Source organism: Enterobacter cloacae complex sp. ECL72 (genome assembly GCF_019056635.1).
Taxonomy (GTDB): Bacteria; Pseudomonadota; Gammaproteobacteria; order Enterobacterales; family Enterobacteriaceae; genus Enterobacter; species Enterobacter hormaechei_C.
The window spans coordinates 508,916-530,763 of the sequence record NZ_CP077659.1 but is presented as its reverse complement, the minus strand read 5'-3'; the positions used below and the strand labels follow the sequence as shown (position 1 = coordinate 530,763).

The 21,848-nt window shown below is 57.1% G+C and carries 20 protein-coding genes and 2 pseudogenes; 8 read left to right on the top strand and 14 right to left on the bottom strand.

Annotated elements, in window-relative coordinates; translation table 11 throughout:
• Nucleotides 1-33 precede the first annotated feature (33 nt).
• From xseB to KTH07_RS02490, 4 genes and pseudogenes are all read left to right on the top strand, one after another.
• Nucleotides 34-276: an exodeoxyribonuclease VII small subunit gene (gene xseB, locus KTH07_RS02505; protein WP_003859094.1), complete on the top strand. Its 243-nt coding sequence runs from the start codon at nucleotides 34-36 to the stop codon at nucleotides 274-276.
• A complete protein-coding gene (gene ispA, locus KTH07_RS02500) occupies nucleotides 277-1,176 on the top strand; it encodes a (2E,6E)-farnesyl diphosphate synthase (protein ID WP_017383172.1) in 900 nt (299 codons plus the stop codon).
• Between the two features lie 24 nt (nucleotides 1,177-1,200).
• Nucleotides 1,201-3,063, top strand: a complete 1,863-nt coding sequence (gene dxs / locus KTH07_RS02495; protein ID WP_017694421.1) for a 1-deoxy-D-xylulose-5-phosphate synthase — start codon at nucleotides 1,201-1,203, stop codon at nucleotides 3,061-3,063.
• A 62-nt stretch (nucleotides 3,064-3,125) separates the two neighbouring features.
• Nucleotides 3,126-4,102, top strand: a pseudogene (locus KTH07_RS02490) (aldo/keto reductase).
• 92 nt (nucleotides 4,103-4,194) lie between these two features.
• Here the strand turns inward: KTH07_RS02490 and thiL are convergent.
• From thiL to nrdR, 5 genes and pseudogenes are all read right to left on the bottom strand, one after another.
• A pseudogene (thiL, locus tag KTH07_RS02485) lies at nucleotides 4,195-5,167 on the bottom strand (thiamine-phosphate kinase).
• 78 nt (nucleotides 5,168-5,245) lie between these two features.
• Entirely contained in the window at nucleotides 5,246-5,665 is a 420-nt protein-coding gene (nusB, locus tag KTH07_RS02480) for a transcription antitermination factor NusB (RefSeq protein ID WP_006809908.1), read from the bottom strand.
• Between the two features lie 21 nt (nucleotides 5,666-5,686).
• The gene (ribE, locus tag KTH07_RS02475; protein WP_003859098.1) at nucleotides 5,687-6,157 is read right to left on the bottom strand and encodes a 6,7-dimethyl-8-ribityllumazine synthase; all 471 of its coding nucleotides are present in this window, start codon (nucleotides 6,155-6,157) and stop codon (nucleotides 5,687-5,689) included.
• An 87-nt stretch (nucleotides 6,158-6,244) separates the two neighbouring features.
• The gene (ribD, locus tag KTH07_RS02470) at nucleotides 6,245-7,348 is read right to left on the bottom strand and encodes a bifunctional diaminohydroxyphosphoribosylaminopyrimidine deaminase/5-amino-6-(5-phosphoribosylamino)uracil reductase RibD (protein ID WP_023303184.1); all 1,104 of its coding nucleotides are present in this window, start codon (nucleotides 7,346-7,348) and stop codon (nucleotides 6,245-6,247) included.
• Between the two features lie 4 nt (nucleotides 7,349-7,352).
• The gene (gene nrdR, locus KTH07_RS02465; protein ID WP_003859099.1) at nucleotides 7,353-7,802 is read right to left on the bottom strand and encodes a transcriptional regulator NrdR; all 450 of its coding nucleotides are present in this window, start codon (nucleotides 7,800-7,802) and stop codon (nucleotides 7,353-7,355) included.
• 152 nt (nucleotides 7,803-7,954) lie between these two features.
• On the opposite strand from nrdR, the gene KTH07_RS02460 reads away from it, so the two are divergent.
• Both KTH07_RS02460 and KTH07_RS02455 read left to right on the top strand, forming a co-directional pair.
• On the top strand, nucleotides 7,955-8,494 hold the full coding sequence (locus tag KTH07_RS02460; RefSeq protein ID WP_003859100.1) for a DUF3251 domain-containing protein: 540 nt from the start codon (nucleotides 7,955-7,957) through the stop codon (nucleotides 8,492-8,494).
• Nucleotides 8,495-8,762: 268 nt separating this feature from the next.
• A complete protein-coding gene (locus tag KTH07_RS02455; protein ID WP_026080602.1) occupies nucleotides 8,763-9,647 on the top strand; it encodes a nucleoside-specific channel-forming protein Tsx in 885 nt (294 codons plus the stop codon).
• A 90-nt stretch (nucleotides 9,648-9,737) separates the two neighbouring features.
• Here KTH07_RS02455 and KTH07_RS02450 read toward each other — a convergent pair whose 3' ends face one another.
• From KTH07_RS02450 to queA, 7 genes are all read right to left on the bottom strand, one after another.
• Nucleotides 9,738-10,418, bottom strand: a complete 681-nt coding sequence (locus KTH07_RS02450) for a YafY family protein (protein ID WP_017383166.1) — start codon at nucleotides 10,416-10,418, stop codon at nucleotides 9,738-9,740.
• Nucleotides 10,419-10,428: 10 nt separating this feature from the next.
• Nucleotides 10,429-10,794: a VOC family protein gene (locus KTH07_RS02445; RefSeq protein ID WP_023303182.1), complete on the bottom strand. Its 366-nt coding sequence runs from the start codon at nucleotides 10,792-10,794 to the stop codon at nucleotides 10,429-10,431.
• 138 nt (nucleotides 10,795-10,932) lie between these two features.
• Complete coding sequence (gene secF / locus KTH07_RS02440) at nucleotides 10,933-11,904, bottom strand: protein translocase subunit SecF (RefSeq protein ID WP_003859105.1); 972 nt, start codon at nucleotides 11,902-11,904, stop codon at nucleotides 10,933-10,935.
• Between the two features lie 10 nt (nucleotides 11,905-11,914).
• Nucleotides 11,915-13,762, bottom strand: a complete 1,848-nt coding sequence (secD, locus tag KTH07_RS02435) for a protein translocase subunit SecD (RefSeq protein ID WP_017383164.1) — start codon at nucleotides 13,760-13,762, stop codon at nucleotides 11,915-11,917.
• A gap of 27 nt (nucleotides 13,763-13,789) precedes the next feature.
• Nucleotides 13,790-14,122: a preprotein translocase subunit YajC gene (yajC, locus tag KTH07_RS02430; RefSeq protein ID WP_003859109.1), complete on the bottom strand. Its 333-nt coding sequence runs from the start codon at nucleotides 14,120-14,122 to the stop codon at nucleotides 13,790-13,792.
• A 22-nt stretch (nucleotides 14,123-14,144) separates the two neighbouring features.
• Complete coding sequence (tgt, locus tag KTH07_RS02425) at nucleotides 14,145-15,272, bottom strand: tRNA guanosine(34) transglycosylase Tgt (protein ID WP_015571303.1); 1,128 nt, start codon at nucleotides 15,270-15,272, stop codon at nucleotides 14,145-14,147.
• Between the two features lie 53 nt (nucleotides 15,273-15,325).
• Nucleotides 15,326-16,396, bottom strand: coding sequence for a tRNA preQ1(34) S-adenosylmethionine ribosyltransferase-isomerase QueA (gene queA / locus KTH07_RS02420; protein ID WP_015571304.1), 1,071 nt, complete (start codon nucleotides 16,394-16,396; stop codon nucleotides 15,326-15,328).
• Nucleotides 16,397-16,488: 92 nt separating this feature from the next.
• Here queA and acpH point away from each other — a divergent pair, with 92 nt between their 5' ends.
• Entirely contained in the window at nucleotides 16,489-17,070 is a 582-nt protein-coding gene (gene acpH / locus KTH07_RS02415; RefSeq protein ID WP_015571305.1) for an ACP phosphodiesterase, read from the top strand.
• Between the two features lie 127 nt (nucleotides 17,071-17,197).
• Nucleotides 17,198-17,800: a peroxiredoxin C gene (locus KTH07_RS02410; protein WP_003859113.1), complete on the top strand. Its 603-nt coding sequence runs from the start codon at nucleotides 17,198-17,200 to the stop codon at nucleotides 17,798-17,800.
• A 49-nt stretch (nucleotides 17,801-17,849) separates the two neighbouring features.
• On the opposite strand, the gene KTH07_RS02405 is transcribed toward KTH07_RS02410, so the two are convergent.
• Both KTH07_RS02405 and KTH07_RS02400 read right to left on the bottom strand, forming a co-directional pair.
• Nucleotides 17,850-19,229: a DUF3999 domain-containing protein gene (locus KTH07_RS02405; protein WP_032620156.1), complete on the bottom strand. Its 1,380-nt coding sequence runs from the start codon at nucleotides 19,227-19,229 to the stop codon at nucleotides 17,850-17,852.
• Nucleotides 19,226-21,835 (bottom strand): DUF2339 domain-containing protein, encoded by a 2,610-nt coding sequence (locus KTH07_RS02400; protein ID WP_045331381.1) that lies wholly within the window; start codon nucleotides 21,833-21,835, stop codon nucleotides 19,226-19,228. The genes KTH07_RS02405 and KTH07_RS02400 overlap by 4 nt, the downstream gene beginning before the upstream one ends.
• Nucleotides 21,836-21,848: the final 13 nt, after the last annotated feature.

The window sequence follows — 21,848 nt, the reverse complement described above, 5'->3', positions numbered from 1 at the left end:
TGTCAGGGCGAAAAATTTAAGAGTCAATTCACTATGCCGAAGAAAAACGACGCACCGGCCAGTTTCGAAACTGCGCTGAGTGAACTGGAGCAGATCGTTACCCGTCTTGAGAGTGGCGATCTCCCGCTGGAAGACGCGCTCAACGAATTTGAACGCGGCGTGCAGCTCGCGCGCCAGGGGCAGGTAAAACTCCAGCAGGCCGAGCAGCGTGTGCAGATCCTGCTTTCCGACAGCGAAGACGCTAAAACCACGCCATTCACACCGGACGCCGAGTAAATGGATTTTTCCAACGCGCTTCAGGCGCGCGTCATCCGCGCCAACGATGCGCTGCGCCGATTCATTGAGCCGCAGCCTTTTCAGAACACTCCACTGGTTGAAGCCATGCACTATGGCGCACTCTTGGGGGGTAAACGCCTGCGTCCGTTCCTGGTGTATGCCACGGGCAATATGTTCGGTATCAGCGATAACACGCTGGACGCCCCGGCAGCCGCCGTGGAGTGTATCCACGCCTATTCGCTGATCCATGATGATTTGCCGGCCATGGACGATGACGATTTGCGTCGCGGTCAGCCAACCTGCCATATCAAATTTGGCGAAGCGAATGCCATTCTGGCGGGGGATGCGCTGCAAACCCTGGCCTTCTCCATTCTGAGCGATGCGCCGATGGTTGAGGTGAGCGATCGCGATCGTCTGGCAATGGTGTCCGAACTGGCAATGGCCAGCGGCGTCGCCGGGATGTGCGGCGGCCAGGCGCTGGATTTAGAGGCTGAAGGGCGTCAGGTTACTCTGGAACAGCTGGAGCGCATCCACCGTCACAAAACGGGCGCACTGATTCGTGCAGCCGTTCGCCTGGGCGCGTTGAGCGCGGGTGAACGCGGGCGTAAAGCCCTGCCGGTTCTGGACAGATACGCAGAAAGTATCGGTCTGGCATTCCAGGTTCAGGATGACATTCTGGATGTGGTGGGCGATACTGCAACATTGGGAAAACGTCAGGGTGCGGATCAGCAGCTTGGCAAAAGTACCTACCCCGCCCTGTTGGGCCTTGAGCATGCCCAACGTAAAGCCCGGGATCTGATAGACGATGCCCGCCGGTCGCTGAATGAGCTGGCCGCGCAATCGCTGGATACCTCGGCACTGGAAGCGCTAGCGGACTACATAATCCAGCGTGATAAATAAACTATAAATCTCGATGAGCCTTTGATGAGTTTTGATATTGCCAAATACCCGACACTGGCGTTAGTTGACTCCACTCAGGAGTTACGTCTGTTGCCGAAAGAGAGTCTGCCGAAGCTGTGTGACGAGCTGCGTCGCTACCTGCTCGACAGCGTTAGCCGCTCCAGCGGCCACTTCGCCTCCGGACTTGGCACGGTTGAGCTGACCGTGGCGTTGCATTACGTCTATAACACGCCGTTCGATCAGCTGATCTGGGATGTAGGCCACCAGGCCTATCCGCACAAAATTCTGACCGGACGTCGCGATAAAATTGGCACCATTCGCCAGAAAGGGGGCCTGCACCCGTTCCCGTGGCGCGGCGAGAGTGAATATGATGTGTTAAGCGTCGGCCACTCTTCCACCTCCATTTCTGCGGGCATTGGTATTGCCGTTGCCGCCGAAAAAGAGAATAAACAACGCCGCACCGTCTGCGTGATTGGCGACGGGGCGATCACCGCCGGGATGGCCTTTGAGGCCATGAACCACGCGGGCGATATCAAACCGGACATGCTGGTGATCCTCAACGATAACGAAATGTCGATCTCCGAGAACGTCGGCGCGCTGAATAACCATCTGGCGCAGCTGCTGTCCGGCAAGCTTTACTCCTCACTGCGTGAAGGCGGTAAAAAAGTCTTCTCCGGCGTACCGCCGATTAAAGAGCTGCTTAAGCGTACCGAAGAACACATCAAAGGCATGGTCGTGCCGGGTACGCTGTTCGAAGAGCTGGGCTTTAACTATATTGGCCCGGTGGACGGCCACGATGTGCTGGGCCTGGTGACGACGCTTAAAAACATGCGCGACCTGAAAGGCCCGCAGTTCCTGCATATCATGACCAAAAAAGGGCGTGGTTACGAACCGGCGGAAAAAGATCCGATCACCTTCCACGCGGTGCCTAAGTTCGACCATACCAGCGGTTGTCTGCCGAAAAGCAGCGGCGGGATGCCAAGCTACTCAAAAATCTTTGGCGACTGGCTGTGCGAAACGGCGGCGAAAGACAACATGCTGATGGCGGTGACGCCTGCCATGCGTGAAGGCTCCGGCATGGTGGAGTTTTCCAAAAAATACCCGGACCAGTATTTCGACGTGGCTATCGCCGAGCAGCACGCGGTAACTTTTGCTGCGGGCCTGGCGATTGGCGGCTACAAGCCGGTGGTAGCGATCTACTCTACCTTCCTGCAACGCGCCTACGATCAGGTTATCCATGACGTTGCCATTCAGAAGCTGCCGGTGCTGTTTGCTATCGATCGCGCGGGCATTGTGGGGGCTGATGGCCAGACGCACCAGGGCGCGTTTGATCTCTCCTTCCTGCGCTGCATCCCTGATATGGTGATCATGACGCCAAGCGACGAAAACGAGTGTCGTCAGATGCTGTATACCGGTTACCACTATCAGGACGGCCCCTGCGCGGTACGTTACCCGCGCGGTAATGCCCTTGGCGTTGAATTACAGCCGCTGGAAAAACTGGATATCGGTAAAGGTCTGGTGAAACGCCGTGGTGAAAAAGTGGCGATCCTGAACTTTGGTACGTTGATGCCGGAAGCGGCAAAAGTCGCTGAAAACCTGAATGCGACGCTGGTCGATATGCGCTTCGTGAAGCCGCTCGATGAATCTCTGATTCTGAGCATGGCGGAAAGCCATGACGTGCTGGTCACGCTGGAAGAGAACGCCATCATGGGTGGCGCGGGTAGCGGCGTGAACGAAGTGCTGATGGCGAACCGTAAAGCCGTTCCGGTGCTTAATCTCGGCCTCCCTGACCACTTCATCCCGCAAGGCACCCAGGATGAGGCGCGCGCCGACATTAGTCTGGACGCCGCCGGTATCGAAGCTAAAATCCGCACCTGGCTGGCCTGATCCTTCCCCTTTTCTGCTCCTGCTATGCTTAAACGTATTGTTTAAACAGCAGGAGCGGAACCATGCAATACACGACATTAGGAAAAACGGACCTTAAGGTGTCCCGGCTTTGCCTGGGATGCATGACGTTTGGCGAGCCTGACCGGGGAAATCATGCCTGGACGCTGCCGGAAGAGAGCAGCCGCCCTATCATCAAGCGCGCCATTGACGGCGGCATCAACTTCTTCGATACCGCCAACAGCTACTCAGACGGCAGCAGCGAAGAGATTGTGGGCCGCGCCCTGCGAGATTTTGCTCGTCGTGATGATATTGTGGTCGCCACTAAGGTGTACTACCCGTCAGGCGATCTGGCGGAAGGCCTTTCTCGCGCGCAGATCCTGCGTTCCATTGATGACAGCCTCAGACGCCTGAACATGGATTACGTCGACCTGCTGCAAATCCACCGCTGGGATTACAACACCCCGATCGAAGAGACGCTTGAAGCGTTAAACGACGTTGTGAAAGCCGGTAAAGCGCGCTACATCGGCGCATCGTCCATGCATGCCTCACAGTTTGCCCAGGCGCTCGATCTCCAGGCGCAGCACGGCTGGGCGCGCTTTGTCACTATGCAGGATCACTACAACCTGATTTACCGGGAAGAAGAGCGCGAGATGCTGCCGCTCTGCTACCAGGAAGGCGTGGCGGTGATCCCGTGGAGCCCGCTGGCGCGCGGAAGGTTAACCCGTCCGTGGGGGGGGAAACTACCGCCCGGCTGGTATCGGATGAAGTGGGTAAAAACCTGTATGACGATACAGAAGCCAGCGATGCGTTAATTGCCGAACGCTTAGCCGGGATCGCCGACGATATCGGTGCAACGCGCGCGCAGGTGGCGCTGGCGTGGCTGCTGAGCAAGCGCGGTGTCGCCGCGCCGATTGTGGGCACGTCGCGGGAAGAACAGCTGGATGAGTTGTTAAGTGCGGTGGACTTATCGTTGACGCCGGAGCAGATTGCCGAGCTGGAGACGCCGTATCAGCAGCATCCGGTGGTAGGGTTTAAATAAACACTTGCCGGGTGGCGGCTTCGCCTTACCCGGCCTACAAATAAAGTGCGATCGTAGGCCGGGTAAGGCGAAGCCGCCACCCGGCAAAACACTCACCCAAAGTGATCGTACCCTTTCCAGTCAAGCGTAACCGGGGGCGCCGTCGCGGACAAACAGCAACCCTTCACTTTCCGGCATCACCTGCCCGATGCAGGTAAATTTCGCGCCGAGATGCGCTAGCGCCACATCCAGCGTCCCGCGATTCAGCTCAGGCACGGTGAAGCACAGCTCATAATCTTCTCCACCGGATAACGCCCAGCGCAGCGCCTGTTCAGGTTCGACATGGCGAAGCAGTTGCTCCGACAGCGGGAACAGATCCAGGTCAACGCGTGCGCCCACGCCGCTGGCCTTCAGGATATGGCCGAGATCGGAGATCAGCCCGTCAGACAAATCGATAGCCGAACTGGCCCGCTCTCGCAGCGCCTGACCGTGCAGAATACGCGGCGTTGGCCGCAGATGGCGCTTCACCAGATACGCCGCATCGTCAGCATCTTCAACCGTTAAACGGTTCTGAAGGATCGCCAGCCCTGCCGCGCTGTCGCCCGGCGTACCGGTCACGTAGAGCCAGTCGCCTGGTTTTGCACCCGAGCGCTTCAGCGCGCGCCCGGCAGGCACATAGCCGTGGATTGCCAGGGTCATGGACAGCGGACCGGCGGTGGTATCACCGCCAATCAGCTGCATATCGTAATAATTCAGCTGTTCAAACAGGGCATCGCTGAAGGCTTCAAGCCAGGCTTCATCCACCTCCGGCAGGGTCAGAGCCAGCGTCAGCCAGGCCGGGTCGGCGCCCATTGCCGCCAGATCGCTGACGTTCACCGCCAGCGCTTTATACGCCAGATCGGCAGGATCGATATCCGGCAGGAAATGACGCCCACACACTAAGGTGTCGGTGCTGATTGCCAGCGTCTGTTTTTCGGGAATATTGAGAAGTGCGCAGTCATCGCCAATGCCGGTTTCAACATCAAGACGAGAGGTTCTGACACGGTCGAAATAACGGGCAATCAGGGAGAATTCGCCGCATGCCATACGTTATGCCTCAGCAAATTAAATAAAAAAACCGGAGCCGCACTGCCAAAAAGGCAATGCAAGACTCCGGTTTGCGGATCACTTTTTGTGGGGACGGATCGCAGGTGCGGCTTTATCCAGCACGCCGTTAACAAACTTGTGGCTGTCTTCAGCGCCGAAGGTTTTCGCCAGTTCGATCGCTTCGTTGATGGCCACTTTGTACGGCACATCATCACGTTTAGACAGCTCAAACAGCGCGATACGCAACACTGCTTTTTCGACCTGGCCCAGCTCTTCGAGCAGACGGGACAGGTATGGCTTCATCAGACCATCGAGATACGCGCTATTAGTCGCCACTCCCGACAGCAGTTCACGGAAGTACAGAACGTCAACGTCTTTCACGTCCTGTTCTGACAGGAACTGGTATTCAACATCAGCGATGTCGTTCTGGGACAACTGCCAGGAGTAAAGTGCCTGGACGGCACATTCACGGGCGCGGCGACGAGCAGCAGGTTTCACGGAATTCCCCTTACAAAAAAATCAGGCCTTGATGGCTTTCAATACATTGATCATTTCAAGCGCGGTCAGTGCAGCTTCTGCACCTTTGTTACCGGCTTTAGTGCCAGCACGTTCGATGGCTTGTTCAATACTTTCGGTGGTCAGCACGCCGAACGCGACAGGGATTTCAGCATCCTGTGCAACGTGTGCCAGACCGTTGCTTGCACCGCCCGCAACGTATTCGAAGTGCGCAGTGCCGCCACGAATAACGGTACCCAGCGCAATCACCGCGTCGTATTTACCGGTTTTTGCCAGCGCGCCCGCCGCCAGTGGCAGTTCGTAAGCGCCTGGAACCCAAACGACGGTAATGTTGTCATCTTTAACCTGACCGATACGTTTCAGGGCGTCAACCGCACCTTCCAGCAGGCTATCGTTGATGAAGTTGTTGAAACGCGCAATGGTGATGGCGACGCGAGCGTCCGGGGTAGCTACAGCAGCTTCAATAATGTTCATACTCTTCCTTTACGGGTTCATTTGGCCCCGCAGGGGGGCGGATTTTATCATAATACTTTGCGCACTGCTTCCCTATTTCAGGAGCAATTACGCTGTCGTTAAATGGAGGCAGACATCCGGGCCTACCGGACGAATCTCGCTGAATGAGAGTTGCGGCGCATCGGCCAGTTTTTCAAGGCCGGGCAGCACAAACAGGCCGCGCGCGTCATTACCTAACAGTTTAGGCGCAACGTAGACGAGAAGCTCATCCACCAGCCCCGCCTGAAGCAGTGCGCCGGCGAGCGTCGGACCGGCTTCAACCCAGATGCTGTTGACCTGCTGTTTGCCGAGCAACATCATCAGCACCACGAGATCGAGATGCCCGTTATGTTCCGGCACCATAATGCTGCGCACGCCTTCCGGCCACTCGCGCGTATCTTCTTTGGTGCGGGCAATCCAGGTTTCACCCGGCTGCTGCACGATGCGGTGCTCCGGCGTCACGCGGTTCTGGCTATCAATAATAATGCGCAGCGGCTGACGCAGGTTCTCCTGCGGATAGAGCGCCTGCGTATCCGCATTCAGCTCTTCCCAGCGCACGGTCATGGCCGGATCGTCAGCCAGTACCGTTTCACTGCTGGTGAGAATAGCATGGCTTTGCGCGCGCAGACGTTGCACATCGCGCCTTGCCTGCGGCGAGGTGATCCACTGGCTCTCGCCGTTCGCCATCGCCGTGCGGCCATCCAGTGACGCGCCAAGCTTAAGCTGGATAAACGGGAAGCCGGTGCGCATACGCTTCAGGAAGCCTTTGTTGATGTTTTCGGCATCCTGCATCATCAGGCCGTGGCTGACGTCGATGCCTTCCTGTTGCAGACGATACAGCCCGCGGCCCGCCACCTGCGGATTAGGATCCTGCATGGCGGCGACAACGCGCGAGACGCCCCCCGCAATCAGCGCCTCACAGCACGGCGGCGTACGTCCGTGATGGCTGCATGGCTCCAGCGTCACATAGGCCGTCGCGCCACGCGCTTTCTCACCCGCCATGCGCAGGGCATGCACTTCAGCATGCGGCTCGCCTGCGCGGTAGTGAAAACCTTCCCCCACGATCTCGCCATCTTTAACAATGACGCACCCGACATTGGGGTTAGGGTGAGTGGTAAACCGACCGCGCTGCGCCAGCTTCATGGCGCGCGCCATGTACATCTCATCGTGCATGGGCTTAATCCTGTAAGCGGGCGATCTCTTCGCCAAACTCTTTGATGTCTTCGAAGCTGCGGTAAACGGAGGCAAAGCGGATATAGGCGACTTTATCGAGCTTCTTCAGCTGTTCCATCACCAGATTGCCGATCATTTTGCTCGGCACTTCGCGCTCGCCTAACCCCCGCAGATAAGATTTAATATGGTTTAACGCCATTTCGACGTCATCGGAGCTGACGGGCCGTTTTTCCAGCGCCTTGAGCATCCCGCTACGCAGTTTCTCTTCATTGAACGGTTCGCGCACATCGTTACTTTTTACCACGCGCGGCATTACCAGCTCTGCCACTTCAAAGGTGGTAAAACGCTCGTTGCACACCAGACACTGCCGACGACGACGCACGGAAGACCCTTCGCCTACAAGACGCGAGTCGATGACTTTGGTATCCACAGCGGAGCAAAATGGGCAATGCATACGATGTCCCTGTTATCTGGTTAACTGATTTCTATTTTACCCTGAACTGGCCCGACAACAAAGGAAGAGCTTTTTGAGACAAAGGATCTATGCCTGACGGCAATATCCTGTCTACCATTGCAGCAATCTGTGATTTCAAGGAATTAAACGCAATGACAAGACGTTACCTGAAAATAGTGCTGGTGGGGAGCCTGTTCACGCTCAGCGCCTGCGCACAGCAAAGCGAAGTCCGCGAGATGAAACAAAGCGTGAATACGCTTAACGTGGCGATGGACAAACTTAATAAAGAAACCGTGAAGATCACCCAGCAGAACGCGCTGAATGCCAAATCCAGCAATGGCGTTTATTTATTGCCAGGTGCAAACACGCCCGCGCGTCTGAACAGCCAGATTGGCACCCTAAAGATGTCTCTGGTGAATGTTGCAGCGAATGCCGATGGTACTCGCGCAACATTACGCATTCAGGGTGAGTCCAACGATCCGCTTCCCGCGTTCAGCGGCACCGTAGAGTGGGGCCAGATTCAGGGCACCACGGAGAGCTATCAGGAAGTGAACGTGAAGAATCAGCTCTTCACCGCCCCCGCCAGCACGCTGGCGCCGAGCGATGTTGATATCCCGCTCCAGCTGAGCGGACTGACCCCAGAACAGCTGGGCTTTATCCGTATTCACGACATTCAACCCGCCGCGCAATAACCCGCCCTTCTAGCGGAGTGAAATGTCACTCCGCTAACATTTACATTTCGTATGGATTGGCAACATAAATGATTGCCGCTACAATCCCGCCCGTCTAAAGTACGCAAACGTGAACGCAATCGATTACGTATGTGAGAGATATGTGAAACAACACATATTTTTGTGAGCAAGGATTCCTATAATAGGCTCCGCAGAAATACGAAATATTTAGAAACGCAATTCGCGCATTTTTCACTCCCGGAAGGGAATTTCAATCAGTGGCATGATTATGAAAAAAACATTACTCGCAGCCGGTGCAGTTCTGGCACTCTCCACCTCTTTCACTGTTAACGCAGCGGAAAACGACAAACCACAATACCTTTCCGACTGGTGGCATCAGAGCGTTAACGTTGTAGGCAGCTACCATACCCGTTTCGGACCGCAGATCCGTAACGATACCTACCTCGAGTACGAAGCATTCGCTAAAAAAGACTGGTTTGATTTCTATGGCTACATGGACGCACCGGTATTCTTCGGCGGTAACACCGACGCGAAAGGTATCTGGAACCACGGTTCCCCACTGTTCATGGAGATCGAACCCCGCTTCTCCATTGATAAACTGACCGGTACCAGTCTGGCGTTTGGTCCGTTCAAAGAGTGGTATTTCGCAAACAACTACATCTACGACATGGGTCGCAACAAGTCCGGTCGCCAGAGCACCTGGTACATGGGTCTGGGTACAGACATTGAGACTGGCCTGCCGATGAGCCTGTCCATGAACGTCTACGCAAAATACCAGTGGCAGAACTACGGCGCCGCGAACGAGAACGAGTGGGACGGCTACCGTTTCAAAGTGAAATACTTCGTGCCAATTACCCAACTGTGGGGCGGTAACCTGAGCTATATCGGCTTCACCAACTTTGACTGGGGTTCAGACCTGGGCGATAACGATTTCCGCGACCTGAACGGCAGAAAAGCGCGCACTAACGACTCCATCGCGTCCAGCCACATCCTGGCGCTGAACTACGATCACTGGCACTACTCTGTTGTTGCGCGTTACTGGCACAACGGTGGCCAGTGGAACGACGACGCCAGCCTGAACTTTGGCAACGGCGACTTCAGCGTTCGCTCTACCGGTTGGGGTGGTTACCTGGTCGTGGGTTACAACTTCTAATCAGTGCGGATTCCGCCCGGTGGCGCTACGCTTACCGGGCCTACGATCCGAATGTAGGCCGGGTAAGGCGTAGCCCCCCCCCCCGGCTTTTTACTGCCTCACCTTGCGCAAAAAATCTGCCAATGACCTGTCCGCACTCTCGCTAAACCGCCTCTCCGTCTGCACAATATTGAGGCATCGGTCGAGCCGGAAACAGCGGTAGTCATCGCGTCGCTCGCACCACGCAGCCAACAGCCAGTGCTCCCCCCAGAAGAACAGCCCAAGCGGCTGCACCTCACGCCAGGTTAACTGCCCGGCCTCATCACGATAATGCAGCGCCAGCACGCGCTGGGCGGAAATCGCCTGATGGATCACGTCGAAACCACTACGGGAATGGGGCTGAAGGGCAATATCCGGCGCGTAAATCCGCGTCTGCTCAGCTTTGCGGCGGCTCTCTTCTGGCAGGATCGCCAGCACTTTTTCCTGGGCCGACTCCAGCTCGCGCGACAGCGATTCCCCGCCCCAGGTTTTGAGCAGGCGAATCGCCACCATCAGCGCCTCGGACTCTTTGTTGGTCAGCATCAGCGGGGGTAAATCAAAACCCGACATCAGCCGATATCCGCTTCCCGCCTCGCCTTCCACCGGCACGCCGGAAAGCGACAGGTCGCGGATATCGCGGTACACCGTGCGCTCGGACACGCCAAGCCTTTCCGCCAGATGCGCTGCCGTTGTCAGACGCCTGCCCCGAAGGATCTGCACAATCTGGAACAAACGGTCAGCGCGTCGGGTCATCGGTTTACTCTCATACCGGTTGATGGAGGCCGACGCGATTACCTTCGCTGTCGGTAAACAGGGCTATAGTGCCAATGTCTTGCGGCAGTTCCAGCGGGCCAAACACGCACTCACCGCCCGCAGAAGCAATACGATCGAGCGTGGCCGCCAGATTGTCAGTATGCAGGTAAATAATAGCGCCCTGCGAAGACGGTGTAACGCCGTCAAATTTCGCCAGCGCGCCGCCGGTGGCCGGATCCTCGTGCGGGAAAATCGCCAGATCAGCCACGTCCATCTTCTCGCGCCGCAGCGCGACCTGCATCACCGACTCATAAAATTTGATGGCGCGATCCATATCGGCGACCGGAATTTCAAACCAGTTAATAACACTTTTCATACGTCCTCCTGCCTGTTGTTAGGGTTCAGAAGGAGTCTACGACAGGGCTCCTGACAGCATACTGTCAGGAGTGTTTGTGAGATGCAGACAAAAAAAATCCCGGCCAACAGGCCGGGATTTCGATACTACATAAGACTCTTACGGCAGAATGGACGGCTGATCCGCCCCTTCTTTCTCGACTTTCTGCTGGATCAGATGCTCGCGCTTCATGCCCAGCTTCAGCGCCAGTGCGGACGCGACGTAGATAGACGAGGCCGTACCGATAGACACACCGATCAGCATGGTCAGCGAGAAGCCTTCCAGCACCGGGCCACCGAACAGGAACAGCATCAGGATCACCATCAGGGTGGTGCCGGAGGTGATCAACGTACGGTGCAGCGTCTGGGTCAACGACACGTTAAAGATTTCGTACGGCGTGCCGCGACGGATCTTACGGAAGTTTTCACGAATACGGTCAGATACCACGATACTGTCGTTCAGTGAGTAACCGATAACGGACATCAGGGATGCCACAATCGTCAGGTCAATCTCAATGTGGAACAGAGACAGTATGCCCATGGTGATCACCACGTCGTGCGCCAGGGCGATAACCACGCCTGCCGCCAGTCGCCACTCAAAGCGGAAACCGACGTAAATCAGGATCGAGATCAGCGCCACCAGCAGCGCCATCGCACCGGTCTGCGCCAGGTCAGCACCAACGCTCGGGCCGACAAACTCAATACGCTTAACCGTTGCATCCTGGCTGGTCGTTTCGTTAATAACCTGGACGACCTTGCTGCCCAGCTCCTGGCTGCCGTTGGCATCGTGTACCGGCGGCATACGCACCATGATGTCGCGGCTGCTGCCGAAGTTCTGTAGCAGCGGCTCTTCAAAGCCCGCTTTTTGCAGAGACTCACGCATCTGGTCCATATCGACCGGTTTTTCCAGGGTAATTTCGATCACCGTACCACCGGTGAAATCCAGACCCCAGTTAAAGCCTTTCACGCCCATAATGACGATGGACAAGATCAGCAGAAAACCTGAAATGCCGAAGGCCCAGTAGTCCCAGCGCATAAAGTCCCAGACTTTACGGCCGTGGTTCAATTGTTCAACAGTATATTCCTGTGCCACAACGCACTCCTCAGATAGACAGCTTTTTGACGCGCTTGCCGCCGTACAGCAGGTTCACGATGGCACGGGTGCCGACAATAGCGGTAAACATCGACGTTGCGACACCGATACCGGTAGTAATCGCAAAGCCTTTGATCGCGCCAGTACCCACTGCATACAGGATAAGAACCTTAATCAGTGTTGTTACGTTCGCATCGAAGATGGAGCTGAACGCCCCTTTGTAGCCTTCTTCAATCGCCTGCTGTACAGAACGACCGTTGCTCAGCTCTTCTTTGATACGTTCGTTTATCAGTACGTTGGCGTCGACCGCCACCGCAAGGGTTAGAACGATACCCGCAATCCCCGGCATGGTCAGCGTCGCCCCCGGCAGCAGGGACATGATACCTATGATCAGCACCAGGTTGGCAATCAGCGCGGAGGTCGCAATCAGGCCGAACTTCTTATAGAAGAAGATCATGAAGATGATGGACACCGCCAGACCGGCCAGACACGCTTCCAGACCCTGTTTGATGTTCTGCATACCCAGGGTTGGACCGATGGTACGTTCTTCAACAATCTGAATTGGCGCAATCAGCGCACCGGCACGCAGCAGCAGAGAGAGCTGACGCGCTTCGTTCGGGTTGCTGATACCGGTAATACGGAAGCTGTTACCCAGACGAGACTGGATGTTGGCGATGTTAATCACCTCTTCCTCTTTCACCAGCACGGCACGGCCATTGGCGTCTTTCTTACCGCTGTCTTTGTACTCCACGAACAGGGTCGCCATCGGCTTGCCGATGTTGTCCTTGGTGAAGTTAGACATGATGTTGCCACCTGCGCTATCCAGCGAGATGTTAACCTGCGGCTGGTTGTACTCATCCTGGCTTGAAGTGGAGTCGGTAATATGGTCACCGGTCAGGATCACGCGTTTGTACAGCACAACCGGCTGGCCTTCGCGGGTCTGTTTCACTTCAGAATCGCCCGGCACACGGCCTGAAGCCGCAGCAGCCTGGTCGACATTGGAGTTAACCAGACGGAACTCCAGGGTCGCAGTCGCGCCCAGAATCTCTTTCGCACGGGCGGTATCCTGGATACCCGGCAGTTCGACCACGATACGGTCAGCACCCTGACGCTGTACCAGTGGCTCAGCCACGCCCAGCTGGTTTACACGGTTACGCAGAATGTTAATGTTCTGCTGAACGGCGTATTCACGTGCTTCACTCAGACGCGCGTCGGTCATTACCGCACGCAGCTGGTTGCTGCCCTGAGAGGTGATCACCAGATCGCGGTGACGCTGAGACAGATACGTCACAGCCTGATCGCGTGCCGCGCTGTCGCGGAACGTGATGCTCAGGCCGTAGTTATCTTCTTTACGTACGGTGGTGTACGGAATGCCCTTATCGCGCAGATCGCTGCGCAGGCTGTCGATATTCTGTTCCTGTAGCTTGCCGAGCGCGGTATCCATATCCACTTCCATCAGGAAGTGAACGCCGCCACGCAGGTCAAGACCCAGTTTCATTGGCTCTGCGTTCAGCGCAGCCAGCCAGCGTGGGGTTGCAGGAGCAAGGTTAAGCGCCACGACATACTTATCACCCAGCACGCCCATCAGCGCTTCACGTGCGCGGAGCTGCGTGTCGGTGGTGTCGAAGCGAGCAAGAATTGCGCCCTCTTCCAGTGCCACAGACTTAGCGGTAATTTTTTCTTCTTGTAACGTTTTCTGGACCTGGATCAGCGTTTGCTCACTGGCGGCGACACCGCGCGCGCCAGTGATTTGAACGGCCGGATCCTCACCATACAGGTTGGGAAGCGCGTACAGCAGGCCGACGATAATCACGACGACCAGCATGATGTACTTCCACAAAGGATAACGGTTTAACACGGCAGTTCCCTTTGGGAAAAGTTGGGATTACAGCGCCTTCATGGTGCCTTTCGGCAGAACGGCAGCTACGAAGTCACGTTTGATAACCACTTCAGTGGTGTCGTTGAGGGCGATAGCAATGTAGCCGTTTTCCGCTACTTTGGTTACGCGACCCACCAGGCCACCATTGGTCAGGACTTCATCGCCCTTCGCGATGGAGTTCATCAGGTTTTTGTGCTCTTTAGTACGCTTCTGCTGTGGACGCAGGATCATGAAGTAGAAGATCAGACCGAACACAACCAGCATCAGAATCAGAGACATCGGGCTGCCCTGCGCTGGTGCACCCGTTGCTGCTACCGCATCAGAAATAAAAAAGCTCATTCAAATTCCCTCATTATTAAAATTAATCAACGTTCAACGGTGGAACATCCCGCCCCTGACGTTGGTAGAAATCGGTCACGAAGCTCTCTAATTTACCCTCTTCGATAGCCTTACGTAAACCAGCCATTAAGCGCTGATAATAACGAAGATTATGAATGGTATTGAGACGCGCCCCCAAAATCTCGTTGCAACGATCGAGATGATGCAGATACGCGCGAGAATAATTGCGACAGGTATAGCAATCGCACTCGGAATCGAGCGGGCTGGTGTCACTCTTATGCTTCGCGTTACGGATTTTCACCACGCCATCGGTAACGAACAAATGACCGTTACGCGCGTTTCGGGTTGGCATAACGCAGTCGAACATATCAATGCCGCGACGTACGCCTTCCACCAGATCTTCTGGTTTACCCACACCCATCAGGTATCGTGGTTTATCCGCCGGGATTTGCGGGCAGACATGCTCCAGAATGCGGTGCATGTCTTCCTTCGGCTCACCCACAGCCAAACCGCCGACAGCGTAGCCATCAAAGCCTATCTCTACCAGACCTTTAACCGAGATATCGCGTAAATCTTCGTAAACGCTGCCCTGAATAATGCCGAACAGCGCATTTTTGTTTTGCAGGGCGTCAAAACGGTCGCGGCTACGCTTCGCCCAACGCAGGGACATCTCCATGGAACGCTTGGCGTAGTCCCAGTCCGCCGGGTATGGCGTACATTCGTCGAAGATCATTACGATATCGGAGCCGAGATCGTACTGAATCTCCATGGATTTTTCCGGATCGAGGAAGATTGGATCGCCGTTGATCGGGTTACGGAAGTGTACGCCCTGCTCAGTGATCTTACGGATATCGCCCAGGCTGAAGACCTGGAAACCGCCGGAGTCGGTGAGGATCGGGCCTTTCCACTGCATGAAATCGTGCAGGTCGCCGTGGAGCTTCATGATCTCCTGACCCGGACGCAGCCACAGGTGGAAGGTGTTGCCGAGGATAATCTGTGCGCCAGTGGCTTCAACTTCTTCCGGCGTCATTCCTTTTACGGTGCCGTACGTGCCCACAGGCATAAACGCGGGGGTTTCTACCACGCCGCGATCAAACACCAGACGACCGCGACGCGCGCGGCCATCGGTGGTATCGAGTTCAAATTTCATTTTTTCTCCGACGTCAGAAAAACAGTCCAACGTTGTAATACGGTGCCGCGGACTTATTCCCCGACACGCTCATTCAAAGCCTGCGGATTGTACGTGATAAACATCGCGTCACCGTAGCTAAAAAAGCGATATTTTTGTTCTACCGCAGACTTGTAGGCGTTCATCGTATGCTGATACCCCGCAAACGCGGAAACCAGCATAATCAGCGTCGATTCAGGCAGATGGAAGTTGGTCACCAGCGCATCAATGACTTTGTACTGATAGCCCGGGTAGATAAAGATCTGCGTATCGCCAAAGAACGGCTCAATCAGCTCGCTTTTCGCGGCCTGCGCAGCGCTCTCAAGGGAACGTACCGACGTTGTACCGACGGCCACGACGCGATTACCGCGCGCTTTCGCCGCCAGCACCGCATCCACAACCTCCTGTGGCACTTCGGCATACTCAGAGTGCATGATGTGGTCTTCGATGCTGTCCACGCGCACCGGCTGGAAGGTCCCCGCGCCGACGTGCAGCGTCACGAACGCCATCTCAATGCCTTTCGCGCGCAGCTTTTCCAGCAGCGGTTCATCAAAGTGCAGGCCCGCCGTTGGCGCCGCCACCGCGCCAGGCTTCTGGCTGTAGACGGTCTGATACAGCTCGCGGTCGGCCTCTTCGTCCGGGCGCTCAATATACGGCGGCAGCGGCATGTGGCCGATGGCGTTGAGGATATCGAGCACCGTGCGCTCGTCGTTGAATTCCACTTCAAATAGCGCATCGTGACGCGCGGTCATGGTCGCTTTGATGCTCTCGTCATCCCCCAGCAGCAGTTCAGCGCCCGGCTTCGGCGCTTTAGAGGCGCGAATATGTGCCAGAATACGTTTATCATCGAGCATACGTTCGACCAGCACCTCAATCTTACCGCCGCTGGCTTTACGGCCAAACAGACGCGCCGGGATCACGCGGGTATTGTTAAAGACCAGCAGATCGCCAGGGTTGAGCTTGTCGAGCAGATCGGTGAAAGTACCGTGCGTCAGCGCGCCCGTTGGCCCGTCCAGTGACAGCAAGCGACAGCTGCTACGCTCAGGCATGGGGTAGTGAGCAATCAGGGATTCAGGTAGTTCAAAGGAGAAATCGGCGACGCGCATGACGTATACTCGTGACTTAAAAACAGGCGGCATAGTCTAGTGCTCACACCCTTTTGCTGCAACAACTAGCCGCCACCGGACAACGAAAACGCATGAATTTTCTCGCTCATCTGCATCTCGCTCATCTCGCGGACAGCTCCCTCTCCGGCAATTTGCTGGCCGATTTTGTACGCGGCAACCCCGCGGAAGCGTACTCCCCTGAGGTTGTCGACGGGATTTTTATGCACCGCCGCATCGACGTGCTGACCGATAACCTGCCGGAAGTGACGGAAGCCAAAGCCTGGTTCCGCCCCGAAACCCGACGCGTGGCGCCGATCACGCTCGACGTCATGTGGGATCATTTCCTGTCGCGCCACTGGTCCCGGCTGTCGCCTGATATGTCGCTGCCTGAGTTTGTGCGCTACGCCCACGCGCAGGTGTCGATCATTTTGCCGGACTCCCCGCCGCGCTTTGTGAATCTGAATAACTATCTCTGGTCTGAACGCTGGCTGGAGCGATACCGCGAGATGGATTTCATTCAGAACGTCCTGAACGGCATGGCGAGCCGTCGACCGCGTCTGGACGCGCTGCGCGACTCATGGCATGACCTGGATGAACATTATGATGCGCTGGAAACCCGCTTCTGGCAGTTCTACCCGCGTATGATGACGCAGGCGAAAAATAAAGAACTGTGAAGTCGGTTCGATTGATAGGTAAAAGCTGGTGGAACGATTGTTACCACCTCTTTGTCTTATTCCCGTACTGCCTCTATACTGGCCCGCGTTGCGTTCCAAATAACCTTAGTATCTACAGGAGAATCATATGGTTCTGGTAACTCGTCCGGCTCCGGATTTTACAGCTGCCGCCGTTCTGGGCAATGGTGAAATCGTTGAAAACTTCAACTTCAAACAGCACACCAACGGTAAAGCGACCGTTCTGTTCTTCTGGCCAATGGACTTCACTTTCGTTTGCCCGTCTGAGCTGATCGCGTTCGACAAACGTTACGAAGAATTCCAGAAGCGTGGCGTGGAAGTGGTTGGCGTCTCCTTCGACTCTGAATTTGTACACAACGCATGGCGTAACACCCCTGTCGAAAACGGCGGCATCGGTGCAGTGAAATACGCGATGGTTGCGGACATCAAACGCGAAATCCAGCAGGCTTACGGTATCGAACATCCGGACGCTGGCGTTGCACTGCGTGGTTCTTTCCTGATCGACGCGAACGGCATCGTTCGTCACCAGGTTGTGAACGATCTGCCGCTGGGTCGTAACATCGACGAAATGCTGCGCATGGTTGACGCGCTCCAGTTCCACGAAGAGCACGGTGAAGTGTGCCCGGCTCAGTGGGAAAAAGGTAAAGAAGGTATGGCGGCTTCCCCAGACGGCGTAGCTAAATACCTGTCTGAGAACGTATCCAGCCTGTAATCGGCACGGTTTACCAAAAAACCCGCGAATACGCGGGTTTTTTTATGGCTTATGCTGCGCCTTCTTTTTTTACCTCGCGCCAGATGCGCCATGCCATACCCGCAAGCACCATCACCCCCGCAATCAGTACGCCCCAGACCATCAGCGTTTTCATTCTGCTTTCCTGCTCAGCCGCAGACGTCGCGGTTAAACGCGCCTCGCCACCCAGCGGGACAGGTTCCAGCGTATCCGCCATCGGCAGGGCTGCCAGATCGTAGGTTTTACGCAGTTCGGTCGGGATCAGCATATCCGTCTCCACGCTCGCCGGTTTCGCAGCCCCGTTCCCCCACGCGAGCAGGTACGGCCCCTTCCCCTGCGCGTTAAACACCAGATCGTAGCGCACGCGTTGCCCGGTCACGCCAGGCAGGTTCTCAGGCAAACGCGCATTGAGGGTCTTGATTTTTACCGCCTCGACCAGTCCGCCAGGGAGCGGAACAGGTTCAGACGTTTTGCCGCCGAGCTGGTAGATCACCTCTTTTTTCAGCGTATGCCACCGATCCTTATCCGCCTCCCGCCAGGCTATTTCTGCCGGGAGAACACCGTCGCCATTCAGCATGAAGCCGATCGCACTCAGAGGCTGCGGATGTTTCCAGCGCCACACGGCTTCGCTTTCGGATAACCGCTCCCCCTCTCCCGCCAGGCTAATGTGCTCAGATTCCGGCTGTTCAGTCGCGTTAATCGCGTTGACGCCGGTTAACGTCAGGGCAGAACGCCCCGTGTTCAGCACCAGCAGCAGATAACGATTCGCCTCAGGCGATAACACCAGATCGGTATCGATGCGGTCGAGCTTCAGGCGATCCTGTCCACTCATCACGTCCAGCAGGGGCATCTCTTCGCGCAGGGTATACCAGTTTTTCAGATCCTCGCTGTAATAGACCGATGCCGTCCCCTGCCACGAGCCCTGCGGCGTGTCCCAGAAAAGCTGGAGCTGAGAGAGCGGAACCTCCGTCGCGTTTTCCGGCAGGGTCAGCAGATAGTGCTGTCCGGCAGCCGCTGCATGTTGCTCTTCCAGCACAATTTCCACGCCGTTTCTGGCCCGTAGCATAATTTTATCGCCGCTGTCCTCTTCTCCGCCCGGCGAGGCGTTAAGCGCAAAGAGGCGCAGCGCCGTGGTGGTCGGTGCCGGCTGCGGACGCGTCGTGGTAACCAGGCTGAACGGTACCGGCTCGCCCGACTGATTAAACACGCGCACGTCGCGCAGATCGGGCGATGTGCTCTGCTGATAAACCGCCAGCGGCAGCATGACCCGATACCACGGCGAAGAGGCAGAAGTATCAAGGGACAGGCCATAGGCATAATCCCGCGGGGATTCCGCTGGCGCGCCCTCGCAGAATGCCGGACCGGCCACGGCCAGCAGTGCCGCACAAACAACCGCGTTCATCCATTTCATTTTTCTTCTCCTGCCTTAGGCGGTAGCGGCGAGAAATAGCCCACAATCAGGACCAGGATCGCCACGCCAATAAACGCGACGGCGCGCGCCAGGCCGCCACCGCCCGCGCTGTCCACCAGCATCAGTTTGAGCATGACCACCCCCAGTAGCGCCGCACCGCCAAGCCACTGCTGCCGGGAGGCGTGACGGGTGGCGCGGATCATGACCACCAGCGCGCACAACATCCAGAACAGGGCAAAGGTGGTCTGGATAAGCCGCGAATGCCACAACGACTCCCAATTCCAGGCCACCTCGCCGTACCACGCCAGCGCGCGCAGCAATGCGCCGTTAAGCCACCAGAAACCCAGGGCCATCAGCACAACGGCGGGCCACGGACGGGACTGCGCAAACGATGCCGGATAGTAGCGATCCACTTCCCGATAAAACACCACCAGCCCCAGCAGCGAGAACGCCGCCCCTTCCTCAAGCGGGTTCACCAGCGGCAGCCATGTCTGTTGATAGACCACACCGTCCTGCAAATTGGTCACGACCAGCAATACCACCAGCGCCACAACCACAGGGATCGCGGCAAGGCAGGCGTAGAGCGCAGGCCATACCCGGAACGGCCACCCGCGACGCCGTACGGCCGCGGAGAGCGCCATAATCACCCCACCGCCAACAGCCATCGCAATGCCGCTTCCCCAGGCCGCCATGCCCCACGGCAGGGAGCGGGCAAACCAGTAAAGCTCGGCGGCTATGGCGAGTAAAATCATCCACACCAGCGACAGATGCAGTCCCATTGAGATGCGCGGCAGAAGTTTATCTTCGTCGCGCCGCAGCAGCATCAGGGCGGCAGGCAGCGCAATAGCCCAGGCCAGATTTGCCCAGCCGGCCGCCAGGATTTGCTGTTGCCAGATCTGATACAGCACCATCAGCAGCATCACCGGCCACAGCAGCCATTTGCTGGCATCCAGCTCCCGCCACGCCAGACGAGCGGCAGCCTGCCGCCATCCCCAGGCCGACGCCGCCGTCAGCGCCATTACGCCTTCCAGAACCGATAACTCCTGCTTCAGGAACAGCTGCGACGCGCCCAGCTGCGCCACTAACCAGAACAGCAGCCCACCGGCCAGCAATGCCCAACTGCCCGGCTGTGCGATTTTCTGCCACAGCCAGGCCGCAGCCAGCCAGCAAAGACTGAGCACTGCGAAAATAAGCAGCAGGCTCAACGAGGTGACGCCGTCCATTTGCGCCCATATCGCGCTGCCGAGCGCCAGCACCAGCAGCGCCGTCCCGCTATAGCTCATGCGCCGCTGCTGCTGTTGCACGCCCAGCCAGAGAATACCCAACCCTTCCAGCGCCCAGGCCATCGCCGTCCAGCGCGCTGAAAGCGCCAGCGGTATGGCAAGCGTGGCAAACCCGCCGCCGATCGCCAGCGCCGCCATAACCAGTGGCCGCCCGACAGACGGATAGCGTCGCAGTGCGAGAAACGCCAGTGAGAGATAAAACGCACCATAGCCCAGCGCGCTGAGCGCCGGGCCGTACGTCCAGTGAGACGTCATGCCATACTGCATCCCAAAACCAATCAGCGGCGGAGCAAACAGCAGTGCGCCGTCAATAATCTGTTTGCCTTTTTCCTGCGCCCGCAGCGACAGCGCCACGCTAAACACGCCAAAAATAAGCGTATTGGCAATCAGGAACAGCTGACAGATAGCATAGTCTTCAGGCTGGTAGTCGCTCAGCCCCCATACCCCGCCAACGCCAAACGTGAAGAGCAGCCCGAGCAGGTTGAGCTCGCGCCAGTGCTGCCAGATGCTGATGGCGAGAATGCCGATGGAAAGCATGAGATAGAAGGAGAACAGCGCCACAACGCTGCCGCCTCCGGTAGACAACAGCAGCGGCGCAAGGTATCCGCCGAGGCTCGCCAGCATGGCAAGGCTCAGCGCCTTTTGCAGCACGGCCAGCCCGACGCTCGCCGCGCAAATCACCACCAGCAGCGCAAACGCCAGCGTCATCGGCAGCATTTGCCACAGCCGGAATGCGCCAAAGACGGTCAGATAAAGCACGCCGGTCGCCCCGCCCTGGAGGATCAGCGCGTAGATCCGCTGCCTGTGCCGCAGCCGCCATCCAACGGCCAGCAGAACCATGGCAAACAGCGCCGTGGCGGCAAGACGCAGCTCAATCGGAAACAGTGAATGTTCAACGGTATAGCGCAGCAGGAAAGAGAGGCCGAGGAAGAGCAGTACAATCCCCAGTTTTGCCAGCGGATTGCCCTGCATAAACCAGCGCGTCAGCGAGGACAGGATGCCGCCAAAGGCGGAAGGCCGTTTTGCCGCCGGTACAAGCGCTGGTTCTGCTTCAGTGACGGGCGGTTCGGGACGCCAGGGATCGACAGGTGGGGTAACGGCTTCTGCCACCGACGCTGGCGTCTCCACCGGCGCGGCGGTCTGCACCGGCTCCGGCGCTTTCTCAGTGACACCGCGCTGCTCAAGCGCCTCAATGCGCTGGCGAAGCCGGGCGATCTCCTGCCGCGCCGCCGTGCTTCGGTTAAAACCTATCACCGCGAGCACGGGTGCCACGACCAGCGCAAAAACCAGGAACAAACAGCCAAGGATGTAAAGCTCGTCCATGTTTCCACCTTCA